Source organism: Microvirga flocculans ATCC BAA-817, from assembly GCF_000518665.1.
Taxonomy (GTDB): domain Bacteria; phylum Pseudomonadota; class Alphaproteobacteria; order Rhizobiales; family Beijerinckiaceae; genus Microvirga; species Microvirga flocculans.
Genome location: NZ_JAEA01000006.1, coordinates 170,882 through 187,488, shown reverse-complemented (window position 1 = coordinate 187,488; position 16,607 = coordinate 170,882). Strand labels below are relative to the sequence as shown.

The 16,607-nt window shown below is 64.7% G+C and carries 15 protein-coding genes; 10 read left to right on the top strand and 5 right to left on the bottom strand.

Annotated features, from left to right (window positions below; all coding sequences use genetic code 11):
• Nucleotides 1-11: 11 nt before the first annotated feature.
• Entirely contained in the window at nt 12-932 is a 921-nt protein-coding gene (locus tag L879_RS0107800) for a branched-chain amino acid ABC transporter permease (RefSeq protein WP_027315600.1), read from the bottom strand.
• Between the two features lie 303 nt (nt 933-1,235).
• On the opposite strand from L879_RS0107800, the gene L879_RS0107795 reads away from it, so the two are divergent.
• Nucleotides 1,236-1,754, top strand: a complete 519-nt coding sequence (locus tag L879_RS0107795) for a flavin reductase (RefSeq protein ID WP_027315599.1) — start codon at nt 1,236-1,238, stop codon at nt 1,752-1,754.
• A 514-nt stretch (nt 1,755-2,268) separates the two neighbouring features.
• Nucleotides 2,269-3,834 (top strand): sensor histidine kinase, encoded by a 1,566-nt coding sequence (locus L879_RS20945; protein ID WP_084020812.1) that lies wholly within the window; start codon nt 2,269-2,271, stop codon nt 3,832-3,834.
• Between the two features lie 94 nt (nt 3,835-3,928).
• Here L879_RS20945 and L879_RS0107785 read toward each other — a convergent pair whose 3' ends face one another.
• On the bottom strand, nt 3,929-4,777 hold the full coding sequence (locus L879_RS0107785) for a methionyl-tRNA formyltransferase (RefSeq protein ID WP_027315598.1): 849 nt from the start codon (nt 4,775-4,777) through the stop codon (nt 3,929-3,931).
• Nucleotides 4,778-4,981: 204 nt separating this feature from the next.
• On the opposite strand from L879_RS0107785, the gene L879_RS0107780 reads away from it, so the two are divergent.
• Both L879_RS0107780 and L879_RS0107775 read left to right on the top strand, forming a co-directional pair.
• Nucleotides 4,982-5,251, top strand: coding sequence for an usg protein (locus L879_RS0107780; protein WP_027315597.1), 270 nt, complete (start codon nt 4,982-4,984; stop codon nt 5,249-5,251).
• A 70-nt stretch (nt 5,252-5,321) separates the two neighbouring features.
• The gene (locus tag L879_RS0107775) at nt 5,322-5,918 is read left to right on the top strand and encodes an exopolysaccharide biosynthesis protein (RefSeq protein WP_051435152.1); all 597 of its coding nucleotides are present in this window, start codon (nt 5,322-5,324) and stop codon (nt 5,916-5,918) included.
• A 7-nt stretch (nt 5,919-5,925) separates the two neighbouring features.
• Here L879_RS0107775 and radC read toward each other — a convergent pair whose 3' ends face one another.
• Together radC and map are read right to left on the bottom strand one after the other, a co-directional pair.
• Complete coding sequence (gene radC / locus L879_RS0107770) at nt 5,926-6,609, bottom strand: RadC family protein (RefSeq protein WP_027315595.1); 684 nt, start codon at nt 6,607-6,609, stop codon at nt 5,926-5,928.
• A gap of 244 nt (nt 6,610-6,853) precedes the next feature.
• Nucleotides 6,854-7,663 (bottom strand): type I methionyl aminopeptidase, encoded by an 810-nt coding sequence (gene map, locus L879_RS0107765; RefSeq protein ID WP_027315594.1) that lies wholly within the window; start codon nt 7,661-7,663, stop codon nt 6,854-6,856.
• Nucleotides 7,664-7,817: 154 nt separating this feature from the next.
• Here map and L879_RS0107760 point away from each other — a divergent pair, with 154 nt between their 5' ends.
• Nucleotides 7,818-8,648 (top strand): FkbM family methyltransferase, encoded by an 831-nt coding sequence (locus L879_RS0107760; protein WP_027315593.1) that lies wholly within the window; start codon nt 7,818-7,820, stop codon nt 8,646-8,648.
• 6 nt (nt 8,649-8,654) lie between these two features.
• Here the strand turns inward: L879_RS0107760 and sfsA are convergent, their stop codons facing one another.
• Nucleotides 8,655-9,374, bottom strand: a complete 720-nt coding sequence (sfsA, locus tag L879_RS0107755; protein WP_027315592.1) for a DNA/RNA nuclease SfsA — start codon at nt 9,372-9,374, stop codon at nt 8,655-8,657.
• 121 nt (nt 9,375-9,495) lie between these two features.
• On the opposite strand from sfsA, the gene L879_RS0107750 reads away from it, so the two are divergent.
• The 5 genes from L879_RS0107750 to L879_RS0107730 all read left to right on the top strand — a co-directional run bounded on the left by L879_RS0107750 (nt 9,496) and on the right by L879_RS0107730 (nt 16,605).
• Nucleotides 9,496-10,242, top strand: coding sequence for a competence/damage-inducible protein A (locus tag L879_RS0107750; RefSeq protein WP_027315591.1), 747 nt, complete (start codon nt 9,496-9,498; stop codon nt 10,240-10,242).
• A gap of 40 nt (nt 10,243-10,282) precedes the next feature.
• A complete protein-coding gene (gene gpt / locus L879_RS0107745) occupies nt 10,283-10,789 on the top strand; it encodes a xanthine phosphoribosyltransferase (RefSeq protein WP_027315590.1) in 507 nt (168 codons plus the stop codon).
• Nucleotides 10,790-10,807: 18 nt separating this feature from the next.
• Nucleotides 10,808-12,109 carry an AMP-binding protein gene (locus L879_RS0107740; RefSeq protein ID WP_027315589.1) on the top strand — a complete coding sequence of 434 codons (1,302 nt, stop codon included), beginning with the start codon at nt 10,808-10,810 and terminating at the stop codon, nt 12,107-12,109.
• A 151-nt stretch (nt 12,110-12,260) separates the two neighbouring features.
• Nucleotides 12,261-14,153: a hypothetical protein gene (locus L879_RS0107735; protein ID WP_161634645.1), complete on the top strand. Its 1,893-nt coding sequence runs from the start codon at nt 12,261-12,263 to the stop codon at nt 14,151-14,153.
• A 1-nt stretch (nt 14,154) separates the two neighbouring features.
• Nucleotides 14,155-16,605: a site-specific integrase gene (locus tag L879_RS0107730; protein WP_027315587.1), complete on the top strand. Its 2,451-nt coding sequence runs from the start codon at nt 14,155-14,157 to the stop codon at nt 16,603-16,605.
• Nucleotides 16,606-16,607 lie beyond the last annotated feature (2 nt).

Below are 16,607 nucleotides of genomic sequence, written 5' to 3'. Positions count from 1 at the left end.
GGGCTGGCTCCTTAGACCTTCTCGACCTCAGGCCGTCCGAGGATACCGGATGGCATGAAGATCAGGACGATGGCAAGGATCGAGAACGCGGCCACATCCTTGTACTCGATGGAGAAATAGGCCGACCAGAAGGTCTCGATGAGGCCGATGATCAGCCCGCCCAGAACGGCGCCCGGCAGCGAGCCGATGCCGCCCAGAACCGCCGCGGTGAAGGCCTTCACCCCCGGCACGAAGCCGTCGCTGAAGCTCACCACGCCGTAATAGAGCAGGTACATGGTGCCCGCGACCGAGGCGAGGGACGCGCCGATCACGAAGGTCAGGGAGATCGTCCGGTCCACGTTGATGCCGAGCAGCGCGGCCATCTTGCGGTCCTGCTCGCAGGCGCGCTGGGCGCGGCCGAGAGAGGTTTTCTGGACGAGGTACCAGAAGATCGTCAGCAGCACCGCCGTTGTGACCATGATGATGATCTGCTTGTAGGAGAGGGCGACGTTGTAGCCGCTCTCGCCCTGGAACAGCACGATCACGTCCCGGACCATGGGAGGCGTCGGCTTGTTGCGCGCGCCCTGCGCCACCTGGACGAAGTTGGAGAGGAAGATCGAGACGCCGATGGCCGAGATCAGCGGCGCAAGGCGGAACGAGCCGCGCAGGGGCCGGTAAGCAATGCGCTCGATGGCCCAGCCCCACAGGGAGGTGAGCGCCATCGCGATGACCAGCACGATCAGCAGGGCCAGCGCGACGGAGGAGATCCCGAGCCATGCGGTCAGGATCAGGAAGAAAATGAGCGATATGAAAGCGGAGAGCATGAAGACGTCGCCGTGGGCGAAGTTCACCATGCCGATGATGCCGAAGACCATCGTATAGCCGATGGCGATGAGGCCGTAGATCGACCCGAGAGTCAGCCCATTGATGAGCTGCTGCACAAAAATTTCCATGTCCTACCCTTGCCCCTCTGGATGGGGTCGTTTTTGGGAACCCTCGCAGGAAAGCACGATGCGGGAGCATCGCCAAGCCTGACGTAAGGTGGGGGCTTGATTAGCAAAACGATTTTCTTTCGACAACGCGCCGTTGAGGCACCTATCAAGCCTTTTGATGGTTTTGAGGGCATACTTTGATCGAATATGGAGCAGGGCTTTCCATCGCCGGACGCTTCCCATTGGCGAGCGGAGGGGCCATATGATCCCAAAGAACCCTGTCGCCTGCCCCAGAAGTGTGGAAGAGGCTTGCCCGGATCGCGAATGTTGACGTCACAAGTCTCCCTGACCCCTCCTGTCGCAGACCCCGACCCGCTCCTGTTCCGGGAGGGGATGAGCCGTGTCGCGGGGGCCGTTCATCTGGTCACTACCGACGGCGACGCGGGCCGGGCAGGGTTCACGGCCACAGCCGTCACCACGGTCACGGACAGTCCCGCCGCGCTTCTCGTCTGCGTGAACACGGCCGCCCGTTCGGCCCAGTCGCTCCTGGCGAACCGCGTCTTCTGCGTGAATACCCTGAGCGCGGCCGATCGCGACCTGGCGAGCGCCTTCGCAGGGAGGACCGGTCTTCACGGGCAGGAGCGGTTTACCCTCGGGCAGTGGGATGTGCTCGCGACGGGAGCCCCCTCCCTGACGACGAGCCTGGTCTCCTTCGATTGCCGGATCAGCGATGCCCGGGTCGTGGCGACCCACCATGTCATCATCGGCGAGGTCGTCGCCATCAGGCTCGGCGAGCAGAAGCCGGCCCTCGTGTATCAGGGGCGGCATTATCACGCGCTCTGACGGCGCCTGGGCCATGAAGGCGTCGCCCGCTTGCCGGGGAAAGGGCAAGGTCTGAGGCCGGGACGATTGCCGTTCGGCAGTGTCGCCGGGTGGATCGGCACGACCGCGCCAAGAAAAAAGCCCTCCACGTGACCGTGAAGGGCTTAAGAGGGTCTCGAAGACCAGTGGGGGCTGCGGCCTTCGTGAAAGATAATGCGGCGGGAAAAGGCTTGGTTCCACAACAATGTGCCGCGAGGAAGCGATGCGCCTCCTTGGCGAACGTAAGGGTCGCTATAAAATAACGGTGCGCCCGCTGGGGCTGATCCCACCGGATCCTCGTTGAAACCTTTGCAGGCGCAAGGTGTTTTCGTTGCGTTGCGGCTGTCATTCTGGGAGCGGGGCCGGATGGTCCTGCAATCGTGGTGTCTCACCGCTCATTCCAGCAAATGCTGGGGAGGTCTTGCGGAATGGGTAGGAAGCGACAGGGTCGGATGCCCTCGACTACCGCGGCGTCCCTGCAGGGTCCGGGGGCGACATGAGAAGACTTAGCGATGCGGGGACGGCCCATTCCCCGCAATCCGGGCAAGCGGTCGCATCGCCGGTCTCCATAATGGCTCCGGTTTCACAAACCGGCACCGATGCCGATGAAGGCAGCGCGAGCCGCGCCGCGGCGCTTGAAACGGCTGGCCTGGGCACCTTCGCGTGGAACCTGCTCACGGATGAGCTGCTGATCGACGAGAGAGGGCGCGAGATCTTCGGCTTCGGACCCAGCGAAGGCGCGTGGGCACGGGAGCTGTTCGGCCGGGTCCATCCGGACGACCTCGCGCAGGTCCGTGAAGCGGTGCAGTCTTGCACCGAGGGGCTTTCCAGGCTGGATGTCAGCTTCAGGCTCCGGGGTGACAAGGGAACTGCGCGCATCGTCACTGTCATCGGCGGCGCAGGGCACGGATCCGACGGGAGGGTGGAAAGCATCGCCGGCGTCCTCGTCGATTCCACGCAGACCCGGCGGATCGGGGCCGCCAGCGCCGACAGTGAAGAGCGCTACCGCTCCTTCATCGCGCACAGCTCGGAGGGCATCTGGCTCATGGAGTTCGATCCTCCTCTCGACACCTCCCTGCCGGTCGAGGAGCAGATCGACCGGGCCTATCGCGACGGATGCTTCGTCGATTGCAACGACGCCATGGCGCGCATGTACGGGCTCGCCCGCGCCGAGGATCTCATCGGCAGGACCCTCGATTTTCCGCTGCCCGCCTCCGACCCCTCGGCGAGGGCCTATCTGGAAGGCATCATCCGTGCAGGATATGCGGTGACGGACGTGGAATCCGCCGAACGGGACGCCGCCGGAAACCTCAAGCATTTCGCCAACAGCATGATCGGCGTGGTCGAGAACGGCTGGCTGAAAAGGCTCTGGGGCATTCAGCGCGACATCACCGACCGCAAGCAAGCGGAAGAGCAGCGCACACTCCTGATCCACGAGCTAAACCATCGGGTGAAGAACACCCTGGCCACCGTGCAGTCCATTGCCTCCCAAACCCTTCGCAATGCTCGCACTATGCAGGAGGCGAAGGAAGCCGTCGAGGACCGGCTGATCGCCCTCGCCAGAGCTCACGACGTGCTCACGCAGGAAAGCTGGGAAGGGGCCGAGATCCGGGAGATCGTGGCCCAGGCGCTCGCGCCCTATGCCAACCGGGACGGATGCCGATTGGAAATGAGCGGCCCGCCGCTCCGCCTCTCGCCGCGCATGGCGCTCTCCCTGTCCATGGCCCTGCAGGAGCTGGCGACCAATGCCGTGAAGTACGGAGCCCTGTCCCGTGCCCGAGGCCGGGTCGATGTCGCCTGGTCGGTTAGGGAGAACGGACCGTCACCCCGTCTGAGCCTGCACTGGGAGGAAAGCGGCGGGCCGCCCGTCGGGCAGCCCACCTATCGCGGATTCGGCTCCCGCCTCATCGAGCGGATCCTGGCGCGGGAGCTGAACGGGCAAGCGCGGATCGAGTTCCGCCCATCCGGCGTCGTCTGCACCATGGACGCTCCGCTAGCCCGGGAGCTGCCGCCCCTGGAGCCATCGGGCAGCTCGCACTCTCGGGAGACACACGGCTCTTGAGCGCATGGGGGATCGTCACGCTCACCGGAAGCCTGTGCACCCTTCGGCAACCGGGAAGGACGATGATGCCTCGGTGCCCGGGACAGCCAGTGGGTCAGGCCTTTCTCGACGGTCCCGGAGCGTAGGGACTCCAGCCGGTAACCTGGACGAAGCCGTTCCCGGCTGCGATGACCATGTGTTTCCGGTGCCGATGGATCAGGGAGCCGGGCCTGTAGCGGTGCGGCTCCTCCCAGCCCGTCGCCTCCCATACATAGACATAGCGGGAATCGATCTGGGCGAAGGCCTCGATGGAGCCGAAGGCGCGGATGGTGCGCAGCGCATCCTGGACGCCCTTCGTCCAGTCCACCGTTCTCTGCGCCTGCGTGATCCGGGGCCAGTAGCTGCCGGGACCCTGCGGCTTTGCCTCGTGCCACAGGCGGGGCAGGTCGTCCGCCAGTTCCGAGGCAATGCTCTTGGCCGCCATCTGGCACTTGGCGAGCAGGGTGTCATGGGTTTCCGCGGCACTCAGGCCGAAGCGCCTCTGGGCCACGATGGCGCCGGTGTCGAAGGAGGGGGCGAGAACGTGAGCCGCGATGCCCCATTCCGGGTAGGCGTCCAGGATGGCCTGGAAAAGCGGGTAGGGGCCGCGGCCCATGGGCAGGGGCGAGGGATGGAAATTGACCGCATAGGGCAGATGCCGTTCCCACCCGGTGATCAGCCAGGGATAGCCCGCCACCACGAGGGCCTGGCACCCCATGGCTTTGAGGCCTGCGAGATCGGCCGGAAGAAGGCGCGACGTCTGGATCGGCAGCCGCAAGGCGCGGGCGCGGGAAACCGTCACGTCGTTGAAGTCGTAGATGTTGTCGCAGGGCCGGGTGAAGAGCTTGACCGGCTCCCAGCCCCTGGCGAGCAGCGTCTCGAAAACATCCCCCAGAAAATCGATTCCGGCGAAGGCGAAGCGCATTCCCGGTGATCTCCTTCCATGATGGATTCGTTCTGGCTCGCGCTGGAGCAATCAACGCAAGATCACATCGTTGTGCAAGTCCATTCGCTTGCGGGAACCGCCAAGAGCACTCTAGATTGAATCCTGAGCATAGGCAGGGAAACCGCCTGCGCTGCCGGCTGGCTCCCTGTCGCAAGGCTCGTTCGGGCTTGAGAAGGAGTTCGCATGGTATCCAGGGATTTCATCCGCCAGATGGAAGGCTACGGGCTGACGACGGCCAAGATCCTCTACCGCATGCCGGACCATCCGTCCTTTCTGCAGACCTATGTCTGGCAGGAATACGATCTGGCTCCCCGGTTTCCCGTCCTCATCGACTTTCTCGATTTCTGGAAGCGGGAGCTCGTCGGTCCGTTGCATTCCGTAACGGTGACCCATGCGCAGCTGATCCGGCCCGCCGAGTTCCGGGCCTACCAGGGCGAGATCAACATTCACTGATGAGCCTTGGCCCCGGACGTTAAGTCAGGTAGAGAGGCGCCCTGAGCATCCCCGAACCTGTCAGGGCTCCTTGTTTTCCAACGCGCGCACCTCACAAATCCTGCTCGCCCTTGCCTCGCAGCCCGGCGAGCGCCTGACCGTGCGCGAGATCATGGCGGTGCTCCAGGACCGGGCCTTCGCGCTCCTGATCGTCCTGCTCGGGCTGCCCAACTGCCTGCCCATGCCGCCGCCGATTCCGCTGGTCTGCGGCCTGCTTCTGGCGCTGGTCGCCATCCAGATCGTCTTCGGCCGCGACGCTCCCTGGCTTCCGAGCCAGCTCATGAACCGGTCCGTCGCCCAGACGGACGTGGAGCGGGCCGTGGGGCGGGCCATTCCCGTCTTCCGCCGGCTGGAGCGCATCTCCCGCCCGCGCATGACCTTCCTCGACACGCCGCTCGCCATGCGTCTCATGGGCGCGGTCATCCTGGTCCTGGCGCTCGGGCTTCTCTTCGCGCCGCCCTTCGTGGGGCAGATCCCCCTGGGCCTGGCCGTGTGCCTGGTGGGGCTGGGCCTCGTCGAACGGGACGGGCTCGTGGTGGTGGGGGGCCTCGTCATCGGCTCCATCGGGCTCACCCTGAGCCTTGGCTTCGTCTACGCGATCTTCACCGGCATCGACACGCTCATGTAGGGCGGGCTCAGATGAGCCGCAGGCCTTTCAGGCTGGCATGGCCCTCGCGTCCGACGATGATGTGATCGTGGACGGTGATCCCCAGCGGCTTGGCGACCTCGATGATCTCGCGGGTCATCCGGATGTCGGCGGAGGAGGGGGTCGGGTCCCCTGAGGGATGGTTGTGGACTAAGATCACGGCCGAGGCGGAGAGTTCGAGGGCCCGCTTGACCACCTCGCGGGGATAGACCGGCGTGTGGTCCACCGTGCCGGATTGCTGCACCTCATCGGCGATGAGCGCGTTGCGCTTGTCGAGGAAGAGAAGCCGGAACTGCTCCTTGTCCATGAAGGCCATGGCCGTGCGGCAGTAATCGATCACGCTGTTCCATGAGGACAGGACCGGGCGCTTCGTCACCTCGCCCCGGGCCAGCCTGCGGGCCGAAGCCTCCACGATCTTGAGGTCCGTGACCACGCTTTCGCCGATGCCGTCCACCTCCATGAGCCGGTTGGGCGAGGCCGCCAGTACCTCGGCGAAGGTGCCGAAGCGCTTCAGGAGTTCCTTGGCGATGGGCTTCACGTCCCGGCGCGGAATGGAGCGGAAGAGCACGAGCTCCAGCAATTCGTAGTCCGGCAGCGTGTCGCCGCCCACTTCCATGAAGCGGGCGCGCAGCCGGTCGCGATGGCCGTGATAATGGGGAAGGTCGTCGCTCATGCCCGCCGGTCGTTGATCGCCTGTAGGACACCCCGGAGAGGAACTCAGAGGTGCCGTTATGACGTTCTATGACAGAAGCGGTGCGGCGGGCTAGAGCATCGTGCGGAAAAGTGGATCCGGTTTTCGCTGTCGCGGCCCTGCGGGTCCGCCCTCAACGATGTTCTCACTCAAGAAGAAAGCATCGGATCGATCCCAAAAGTGCAAGTCCACTTTTGGGTCCGATGCTTTAGTGTCAGGCCAAGCCTCAGGACGGCTTGTCCAGACCCTTGGGAGAATAGGTGAAGACCTCGGCCCCGGTTTCGGTCACGCCCACCATGTGCTCGAACTGGGCCGAAAGGGAGCGGTCCCGCGTCACGGCGGTCCAGCCGTCGGACAGCACCTTCACCTGCGGCTTTCCTAGGTTGATCATGGGCTCGATGGTGAAGAACATGCCGGGCTTCAGCTCCACGTTGTAGGAGGGCTCGACGTAATGGAGGATCGTGGGCGCGGCGTGGAAGACCTTGCCGATGCCATGGCCGCAGAAGTCCCGCACCACGGAGCAGCGCTCGGCCTCCGCATAGGACTGGATCGCCGCGCCGATGTCGTTGGTGGTCGCGCCCGGCTTCACCGCCGCGATGCCGCGCAGGAGGCATTCATAGGTGATCTCGCAGAGCCGCTGGGCCCGGCGGGGCACCTCGCCCACATAGTACATGCGGCTCGAATCGCCGTGCCATCCGTCGAGGATGAGGGTCACGTCGATGTTCATGATGTCCCCGTCGCGCAGGGGCTTCTCGTTGGGAATGCCGTGGCAGACCACATGGTTGATCGAGGTGCAGATCGTCTTCGTATAGCCGCGGTAGTGGAGGCAGGCCGGATAGGCGCCGTGGTCGCGGATGAAGTCGAAGGCGAGCTTGTCCAGGAAATCGGTCGTGACGCCGGGCCTCACGTGCTCGGTGAGCATATCCAGGCACTCGGCGACCATGCGCCCGGCGCGCCGCATCCCCTCGAAATCCTCGGGGCCGTGGAGCGGGATTTCCTCTGAGCGCTTGCGCGCGACGGCATCGGTCTCGGTCATTCTCGGTCCTTGTCAGTTGCCCGGAATGTAAGGATCGCCGCGCGCGAAGCAAGCAAAGACGTCACGCAAAGGCCCAGGCCCCGCTTGCGATTGGCGTCCGAGGGTGTCATGAGCAACCTTGTTTATGTAGTTCGCGGGTTCGGATTCCTCGGCAATGAATGACTCTCGCCCCTTCGGGGCCTTTGCGCCTACAGGCCTCACCCGATGGGTGATCGACCGCACGCGCGGGTTGCCCGAGGGGTGGGTCGGCCGTCGGCTGGCCCTGATGCTGCGCCATCTGGCCATGAAGATGCTGAACGGGTTGCCGCTCGACCTGGAGACCTTCGGAATCCGGATGCGGCTCTATCCCTACAAGAACGTCTGCGAGCGGCGCATTCTCTTCACGCCGCAATACTTCGACGCGGACGAGCTCAAGATCCTGGCCGCCCGCATCCGCCCGGGCTTCACCTTCATCGACGTTGGCTCGAATGTGGGCTGGTATGCCCTGTTCCTGGCCCGCGAAGCCGGGCCCGCCGTCGCGACCCGGATCCTGGCCGTGGAGCCGCAGCCGGAGATCTTCGACCGCCTAATCTACAATATCGGCCAGAACCCCTCCTGCACCGTCAAGGCCGTCGATTGCGCCGTGGCGGACAAGACTGGCGAGCTGACCCTCTTCCTCGACCCCCTGAACCGGGGCGAGGCGAGCCTGAAGATCGTCAATTCGAGCCAGACCGATGCGATTCGCGTTCCTGCCGTGACACTGGTCGAGCTTCTGAAGCGGGAAGGCCTGACCCGCGTGGATGCGATCAAGCTCGACGTGGAAGGGGCGGAGGATCTGGTTCTCGATCCCTTCTTCCGGGATGCGCCGGCCTCCCTCTATCCTTCCGTGTTCATCATCGCGAACGTGCCCGAACGCTGGCAGACCGATGTGATCGGCCTTCTCAAGGACAAGGGCTACCGGCAGATCCTCGCAACCAAGATGAACCTGGTGTTCGAGCGCTCCTGAGGCCGTTCAACGCGGCGTCACGATCGGCACGGGCCGGTCGATGGTCACATCCTGCGGCGTGATCCGGCAGTCATAGGCGTAGGATTCCACCCCCGAGGCGAGGGCATGCCGGAAGGCCCTGTCATAGGCGGGGTCGATGTCGCGGGCCACGTCGAAGCGCTCCGCGTCCATCTGGATCACATAGACGAGCGCGGCTCGCGCTCCCTGCGCGACCATGTCGGCCAGCTCGTAGAGGTGTTTGGCGCTGCGGGCCGCCACGCAGTCCGGGAACTCGGCGAAACCCGCCTCGCGCATCAGGTGGCAGTTCTTCACCTCCAGGTAGCAGGGCCGCTCGCCGTCCTTCTCCAGCAGAAAGTCGACCCGGCTGCTCTTGCCGTACTTCACCTCGGGCCGCACGCGGTCGTAAGCCGCGAAGGGGGCGAGCCGTCCCTCCCGCAGGGCCTCGGCCACCAGCAGGTTGGGACGCGAGGTGTTGATGCCGACGAGCTGGAGCGGGCCGCCTCCCGCCGCCACCTCCACGAATTCCCAATTGTACCGGAGCTTGCGCGAGGGGTTCGTCGCCCGCGACAGCAGGACCCGGCTGCCGGGCTCCTTCAGGCCCAGCATGGCTCCCGGATTGGCGCAATGGGCGGTGACGACTTCGCCGGTATCGAGTTCGATATCCGCCAGAAATCGCTTGTAGCGCTCGATGAGACGGCCCCCGAGCAGGGTTTCCTGAAAACGCATCCAAATCCAACGTTCGACCGTAATAGTCCCTGGTAGCAGGGGAGAAGACCGAGGTTCAACCGTGCCCTTACTTGAGAAATAACGTCTCTAAGGCTAAACGCCCCCAAAAGGATCGCTCTGCATGGCCATTTCCGTTACAGCCGCTCTTCTCGTCATCGGCGATGAGATCCTCACGGGCCGCACCAAGGACAAGAATATCGGCTACATCGCCGAATATCTGACCGGGGTCGGAATCGACTTGCGCGAGGTTCGCGTGGTGCCGGACGTCGAAGAGGAGATCGTGGCCGCGGTCAACGCCCTGCGCAGCCGCTACACCTATCTCTTCACCACCGGCGGGATCGGCCCGACGCACGACGACATCACCGCCGACTGCGTCGCCAAGGCCTTCGGCGTGGGCATCGATGTCGACCCGCGCGCGGTCGCCGTACTGCGGGAGCGCTACCAGCCGCACGAGCTGAACGAGGCGCGGCTGCGCATGGCGCGGATACCCGACGGCGCCGATCTGATCGAAAACCCGATCTCCAAGGCTCCCGGCTTCCGGATCGGCAATGTCTTCGTGATGGCCGGCGTGCCCTCGATCATGCAGGCCATGCTCGACAATGTCGCGCCGACCCTCCAGACCGGCGCGCGCATGATCGTCGAGACCATCGAGGCCGAGGGGCTGGCCGAGGGCAATTACGCCGAAGGCCTGGGCCGGATCGCCTTGTCCCATCCGGACGTGTCCATCGGGTCCTATCCGTCGTTCTCGGCCGCGGGATTCCGCAACCAGATCGTGGTGCGGGGCAAGGCCCCGGATGCGGTCGCCGGGGCCGCCGCCGCCATCCGCGATCTTCTCGGCCGCCTGAAGGGTGACCGGGCGCCCCTGTAAGAGTTATTCTCGTCCCCTCACATTCTCAAAGAGACAAGCGATGTCCCCGACCTCTCCCAAAGCCTTCCCCGTCTCCTGGGACCAATTCCACCGCGATTGCCGCGCGCTGGCATGGCGCCTGGCGTCGGCGGGCCCCTTCGAGGCGATCGTCTGCATCACCCGCGGCGGCCTCGTTCCGGCCGCCATCGTGGCCCGCGAACTCGACCTGCGCCTCATCGAGAGCGTCTGCATCGCGAGCTACCACGACTACAAGAACCAGGGCGAGTTGCAGGTCCTGAAGGACATCGCGCCGTCGATCAAGGCTCTGGGCGACGGCAAGGGCCAGGGCGTGCTCGTGATCGACGACCTGACCGATACGGGCAAGACCGCCAAGATCGTGCGCGATATGCTGCCCAACGCGCATTTCGCTGCCGTCTACGCCAAGCCCGCAGGCCGCCCCCTGATCGATACCTTCGTGACGGAAGTGAGCCAGGACACCTGGATCTACTTCCCCTGGGATATGGGCCTCGCCTATCAGGCCCCGATCCGCGAAGGTTCGGCGGGCTGAACCGGCGGGAGCGCGCCCGTGGCGGAATTCGACATCGCGCGGACGCGCAAAACCCTGTTCGAGGCTCTCCTCGACGCCAGGGACCGTTTCGGCCGCAACAAGGTCGCCCTGGAGGATCTGGAGCGCCAGCCTGTCACCTTCGGCCGCCTCGTCCTTGGCTCCCTCGTGCTCGGCCGCAAGCTCGCCAGCCTCACCCGCGAGCGCGAGCATGTCGGCGTGCTGCTGCCGAACGTGCAGGCGATTGCCGTCACCCTGTTCGGGCTCAATGCGTTCGGGCGCGTTCCGGCGTTCCTCAACTTCACGGCGGGCCTCAAGAATCTCAAGGCAGCCTGCGAGATCGCCGAAATCGGGACCATCGTCACCTCGCGCCGGTTCGTCGAGCAGGGCAAGCTCGACGGCGTGATCGAGGCCTTGGGGGAGGGACGCCGGATCCTCTGGCTCGAGGATGTCCGCGCCGAGCTGACGAGCGTCGACAAGCTGCGCGGGCTTTTCGACTCCTGGATCGCCCGGCGCGTTCATGCCGGCGCCCGTATCCAGCCCGACGATCCGGCGGTGCTGCTCTTCACCTCGGGAACGGAGGGCGTGCCGAAAGGCGTGGTGCTCTCCAACGCCAATCTGGTCGCCAATGCCTATCAGGTCAAAGCGCTGGCCGGAGACGCCCTGAAGGACGACGACGTTTTCTTCGATCCGCTGCCGATCTTTCATTCCTTCGGCCTGACCGCAGGACTCCTGACACCCGTCCTCAACGGCATGAAGTCGGTGCTCTATCCGAGCCCGTTGCATTACCGTCAGATCCCGAAGCTGGTGGCGGGCACGCGGGCCACGATCATGCTCGCAACCGACACCTTCCTCCAGGGCTATGCCCGCGCGGCGGGAGAGAACGACCTGGCAAGCATTCGTCTGGTCATCGCCGGGGCCGAGCGCGTGAAGGAGGAAACCCGCAAGCTCTGGGAAAAATTCGGGGCGATCATCCTGGAGGGCTATGGCGCCACAGAATGCTCACCGGTCATCAGCGTCAGCCTTCCCGACCGGAACCGCCCGGGATCGGTCGGGCCGTTCCTGCCGGGAATCGAATGGCGCCTCGACCCGGTCGACGGGATTCCCGCCGGCGGCCGCCTTTACGTGCGGGGGCCGAATGTCATGAAGGGCTATCTCGACCCTCAGGTGCCCGGCCGCATCAACCCGCCTGCCGAGGGCTGGCACGACACGGGCGATATCGTCACCGTGGAAGATGGGATCGTCACCATCCAGGGACGGATGAAGCGCTTCGCCAAGATCTTTGCGCATATTCAGAATACCGAAGGAATGCTAAGAGCCTAGTTGACGTAGGCTTTTCCGGCTGTCACGCTTCCTTCTGCGAAGGAAGGCGCCTTGGCGACACGCGGCATTTCCCCTCGCAACTGCAGGAGGAAACGCTGTGGCGGTTATGATGGACACGTCGGTGAGGTGGCAGGACTGCTTTGGACCAGAGATGGTCGAGGCCGTCTCTCACATGACCTACGCCCAGCGCTACGGGATCATCCCTTTCCTCGAGTGGCTCATCGAAGCGGAACCAGACAGCCTCGCCGATCGGGTTCGCCGCTGCTTTGTCGGTGCAGAGGGAGAGAACGTCGAAAGCCTATTTCCCGACGGAATGTCACACGAGCGTGCTTTCGTCGACGTCCTGAACCAGTGGCGCGATAGCTACAGGGTTTCCGAGACCACCCACCTGACGGAAGGCACCCGGGTGAGCCGGGCCCATACCCTCAGGCATGCCTTGGAAATCCTCAGGGACCGAGGGGTGCGCGGCGTCCCGGAGAACTTCAGCCGAAAATGGATCCGGGTGGGCACCCCTCCGACCAAGGAGTTCCCAAGCTTGGGAACCGCCGACTGGCCCGAGCTGGAAGGCTATGAGGGGTACGAGCGTGAACGCCGCGCCATGGAGCTCGTCCGTTCGTCCTTCATCTCGCTATTCCTCTACTACGAGGAACTATTCAACCTTGGGCAGAGCCTCCTCCGAGGCGACCCGCCTATGCCGGACCAAGATCCACAAGCCCGCGAGGCCTTGCGCAACGGGCTCTTGGTCTTCCGAGATCATATTCGCGAGACCGGGTCCTTCAGGCTTCCAAGGCGGGTCGCCGAATACGTCCTGCCACGCGACCCAGCATTATGGTACCGAGCCGGACATTTCGATACGGCAGGATTGTGGGACCAACTCGCGGTGATGAATATGGCCTACCGCGGCTGCTTCGGGCCCTTGGCCCCCGCGATGATCGGTGCTCTGGGCGTCCTGATCTGCGATACCGGCTGGAACCTCCAGCCCGCGCGGGACCTCGACCAGGATCCTTTCGTCTTCCGCTCCGCCGGAGGCTCGTATGTTGCCGCGCCGTCCTTCATCGAAAGCTTCAAGCGTCGTGCCGGGCACCATGTCTTGGCCTTCCTCGGCGAGAACCATCAGCTGGACGAAGGCAGGCTTCGCGTTGCCCTTGATCATTGGGACCGAACCATAGAGGCCTATGATCCTGATCGCCAATTCGACGGTTACGCCTGTCTCGAAGCAGCGGGCGACGGCAGTGTGCTCTCGGCTGCGGACATCCTCGACCGCTACGCGCGAATGGCAAACGCCCTCAGAGCCGAGTTCGGGCATTTCTCACACGACCTCTTCGGCGATCGGTTCTGGATCTTCATCAATGGCAATGTCCAGCCGAGAACCTATGCGTCGGGTACGCGAGCGATCCAGGCCGACGTCTATCCGAAGAACTCCGTCCTGGCCCGTCCCGGCTTCAACTTCAAGGCCGTTCGGAAAACCTTCTTGATCATTCGGCGGCAAGAGACCGGCTCGATCGACGCCGTCAGGGTGGCGGCGGGGCATGCCAGCTCGTCGGTGCTGATGCCACACTACCTGAACACGCCGGTGGTGAACGCGGAGCTGGACGCCAGCATCCGGCAGTTCCAAGACGCTATGGAGGCGATCGTAGTCCGTGATCTAAATCAGGAGCATGTCGCCCTGCAGCTCGACAGGCCGGCGGCGGACCTCGCGCGCCTGCGCCGAACGGCCGACACCGCGGGCATCACTGCGGCGCTCGGCCTTCTCGACGAGGTCTCGGACGACGCGGGACCGGCTCCTCCTGCGCTGCGTTTCGAGCCGGACGATGAGCGCCTCGGCGAACTCTACCTGATCCACCGGAAGCTTCGCGAAATGCAGGCCCATTACCCGAACCGCGCCCGCTTTAGGCTTGAGTTCCTTCCGCTCCTGGCGCTGGTGAAGGCCATCGGTCGGGAGCTCTTCCGCAAGCATCTCGGGCCGCGGTACTGGCAGGCCGCGCGGCAGGCTTCCCTGGCGCTGAGATCCCAAGACATAGCGCTCCCGAGCTTGGAGGACTGAGATGGCCGTTGCGTTCTCCCATGCCGATCATGACTGGGTGCTCCAGAGTTACGGCCGCCCCAAATGGCTGGTGTCAACCAAGCCGAGTTTCACCTCGAATGAGGAGTTCACTGGGGAAGCTTCAGACCTGCGCCACAATTACTGGATCATCCGGAGCGAAGACCCCGACAAGGTCCTCGACCCTGAGCTTCCCTTGGACTTCGCCCAACCCGTCGACTTCGGTGGCGTTCTCCTCACGGACCAGCCTCTCGCCCGCGACCTCCTCACGGCGAAGATCATCGCGATCGAAGCCATGCGGGGCCAGTACATGGCCATGGACACTGCCAAAGCGCTCGCTGAAAAGCTCCGGCATGTGTTCTGGATCGTCCGCTGGAGGCTGGCGCTCGGTCTCACTGAAATGCGGCAGATCACGCCGTCCTTATTCGACGATTACTGTGATCGCCTGCGGCAGGGGGTGGTGGCCCTCGTCCCGATGGAGGACCGCCTTCGCCAGCTTGAGGCGCAGCTCCAAAACCGGCAATGGTCGTGGCCCACATACTTCATCCACTCGACCACGCGGGTCGACTTTGAAGCGTTAGCGGCGTGGCTCGGGATACCCCGGCAGATGCTCATCTCGCCGTGGATGTACCCGCGTCTCATGTCCCTCATCGAACGCACGAATCCTGAAATCTATTTCAGTCAGGCGGAAGACCGTAATCCTGGAGAGCCAGAGGGCCAAGACGGTGGTTCGGGCACGCCGCAGCCCTCCGTGAGTTCCGTGGTGCGTGCGCTCACTGCATGGAAACGGCTGGCCTATCTTTCGGACATCGGCCTCCTTCCGCACGACCCAATCACCTTCGACCCTTTCGAGAAGGTGAGCCTTATCACACGGGCCCGCCAAATAGGCCGGACGCCCGGCGTGGGGGGAGGGCGAACCAGAACCCCAGGACCTGAGCAATGGCTGGCCCTGCTTGATGGCGCGGCCCGATGGGTCCTCGATTACTCCGGTCCCATCCTGACGATCTGCAGGCTGGCGCGTGAGGTGCAGGGCGATCCGGGCAAGATCAGCAAGCAGAAGAAGAGGATGGCGGCGTTCCGGGAGGCGGTCGAGGCCATCATCGCCGAGCACCTCCCGCCCAGCCGACCGGGCGTGCCGCGCCTCGTGCCCCAGTGGCGGCGCGCGGGCCGCAACAATCATCATGGCGACGGGATGATGCTGGAGGAGGCGCTCGGCCATTTAGTCACCGCGTGCCTTGTCCTGATCGCCGGGTTGTCGGCACGTCGACGGGACGAGGTGCGCAGCCTCCAGGCCGGCTGCACCGTGAAGGACCCGTTCGGAGCCTGGTGGCTGTCGAGCTACATCGAGAAGACGATCCGGGACATCGAGCAGATCCCCGTCCCCGCCATGGTGGCCGTGGCCGTCCGGCTGCTGGAGGAGCTCAGCGAGTCGGCGCGGGAACGCACAGGGAAGAACTGGCTCGTGAAGATCCACAGGCCCTCTCTGACGCAAGTCAGCGACGAGGACCAGGGCCGCGTCTACATCGAAACCGCCCTCCGCTTCACGTTGAACGACTTCGCGGAGGTGGTCGGGGCGGGCAAGTCGAACGACGGTGTCGCCTGGAAATTCGCTCCGCACCAGCTGCGCCGCGCCTTCTCCGTCTACTACTATCACGGTAACCGCTTTTCCTCGCTCGACGCGTTGAGCCGCTTCCTGCTGCACTTCGACCCCGAGATGACCCGGCGCTACATCACGGAGGCCATCCCCGGCGCGCTGACGCGGCTGCGGGAGGTGATCGACGCACGCCTGAGAAGCGCGGAGGAGATGGAGCAGCCAGGGCAGGACGCCGTCCTCACGTCGGCCCGGGCGGCATTGATCAGCCTTGAAGAGCGGGCGCGCGAGCACGAAGACGTGCGGCAGGACGCCTTCGTCGAGCGCGTCCTGGACATGTACGACGGGGCCGAGAGCCCCATCGGCCTCGGCGCGGCGGCGCTCTATGACGAGTTGGAAAAAATGATCGAGAGCGCGCGCCGCTCCGTGCTGATCAGCGGCCGCTCGAACCTCTCGCCGGACCGGGAACGCGAGGCGCTGGTCCGGCTGCTGCGCGACGCCGCTCCTAACAGGTACATTGAGCCGCATCCGGGACGGCACACTCACTGCGGCTGCCGGCCCGGCGACCCGTCCGACCTGGCGGACGCCGTCTGCCTCCGCAACAAGGCAGAGGAGGTGAGCCCGGACGGCGATTACCGGCCGGACTACGCGTTCGCGTCGACGGAGGATTGCCTCGCATGCCGCCATTGCGTCGCGTTTGGCGAGAACGTGACGGTCATCAACCGGAGGGTCGACCGGATCGCTGCCGCCGCCGAGAAGGCGCCCACGGAGCCAAGCCGCGTGGCGGCGAAAGCCAAGCTCGATTCGCTCAAGGCGAAGGTCGCCGCCGCGAAGGCGGCCGTCCACGGAAAGCACCGGGGATGACC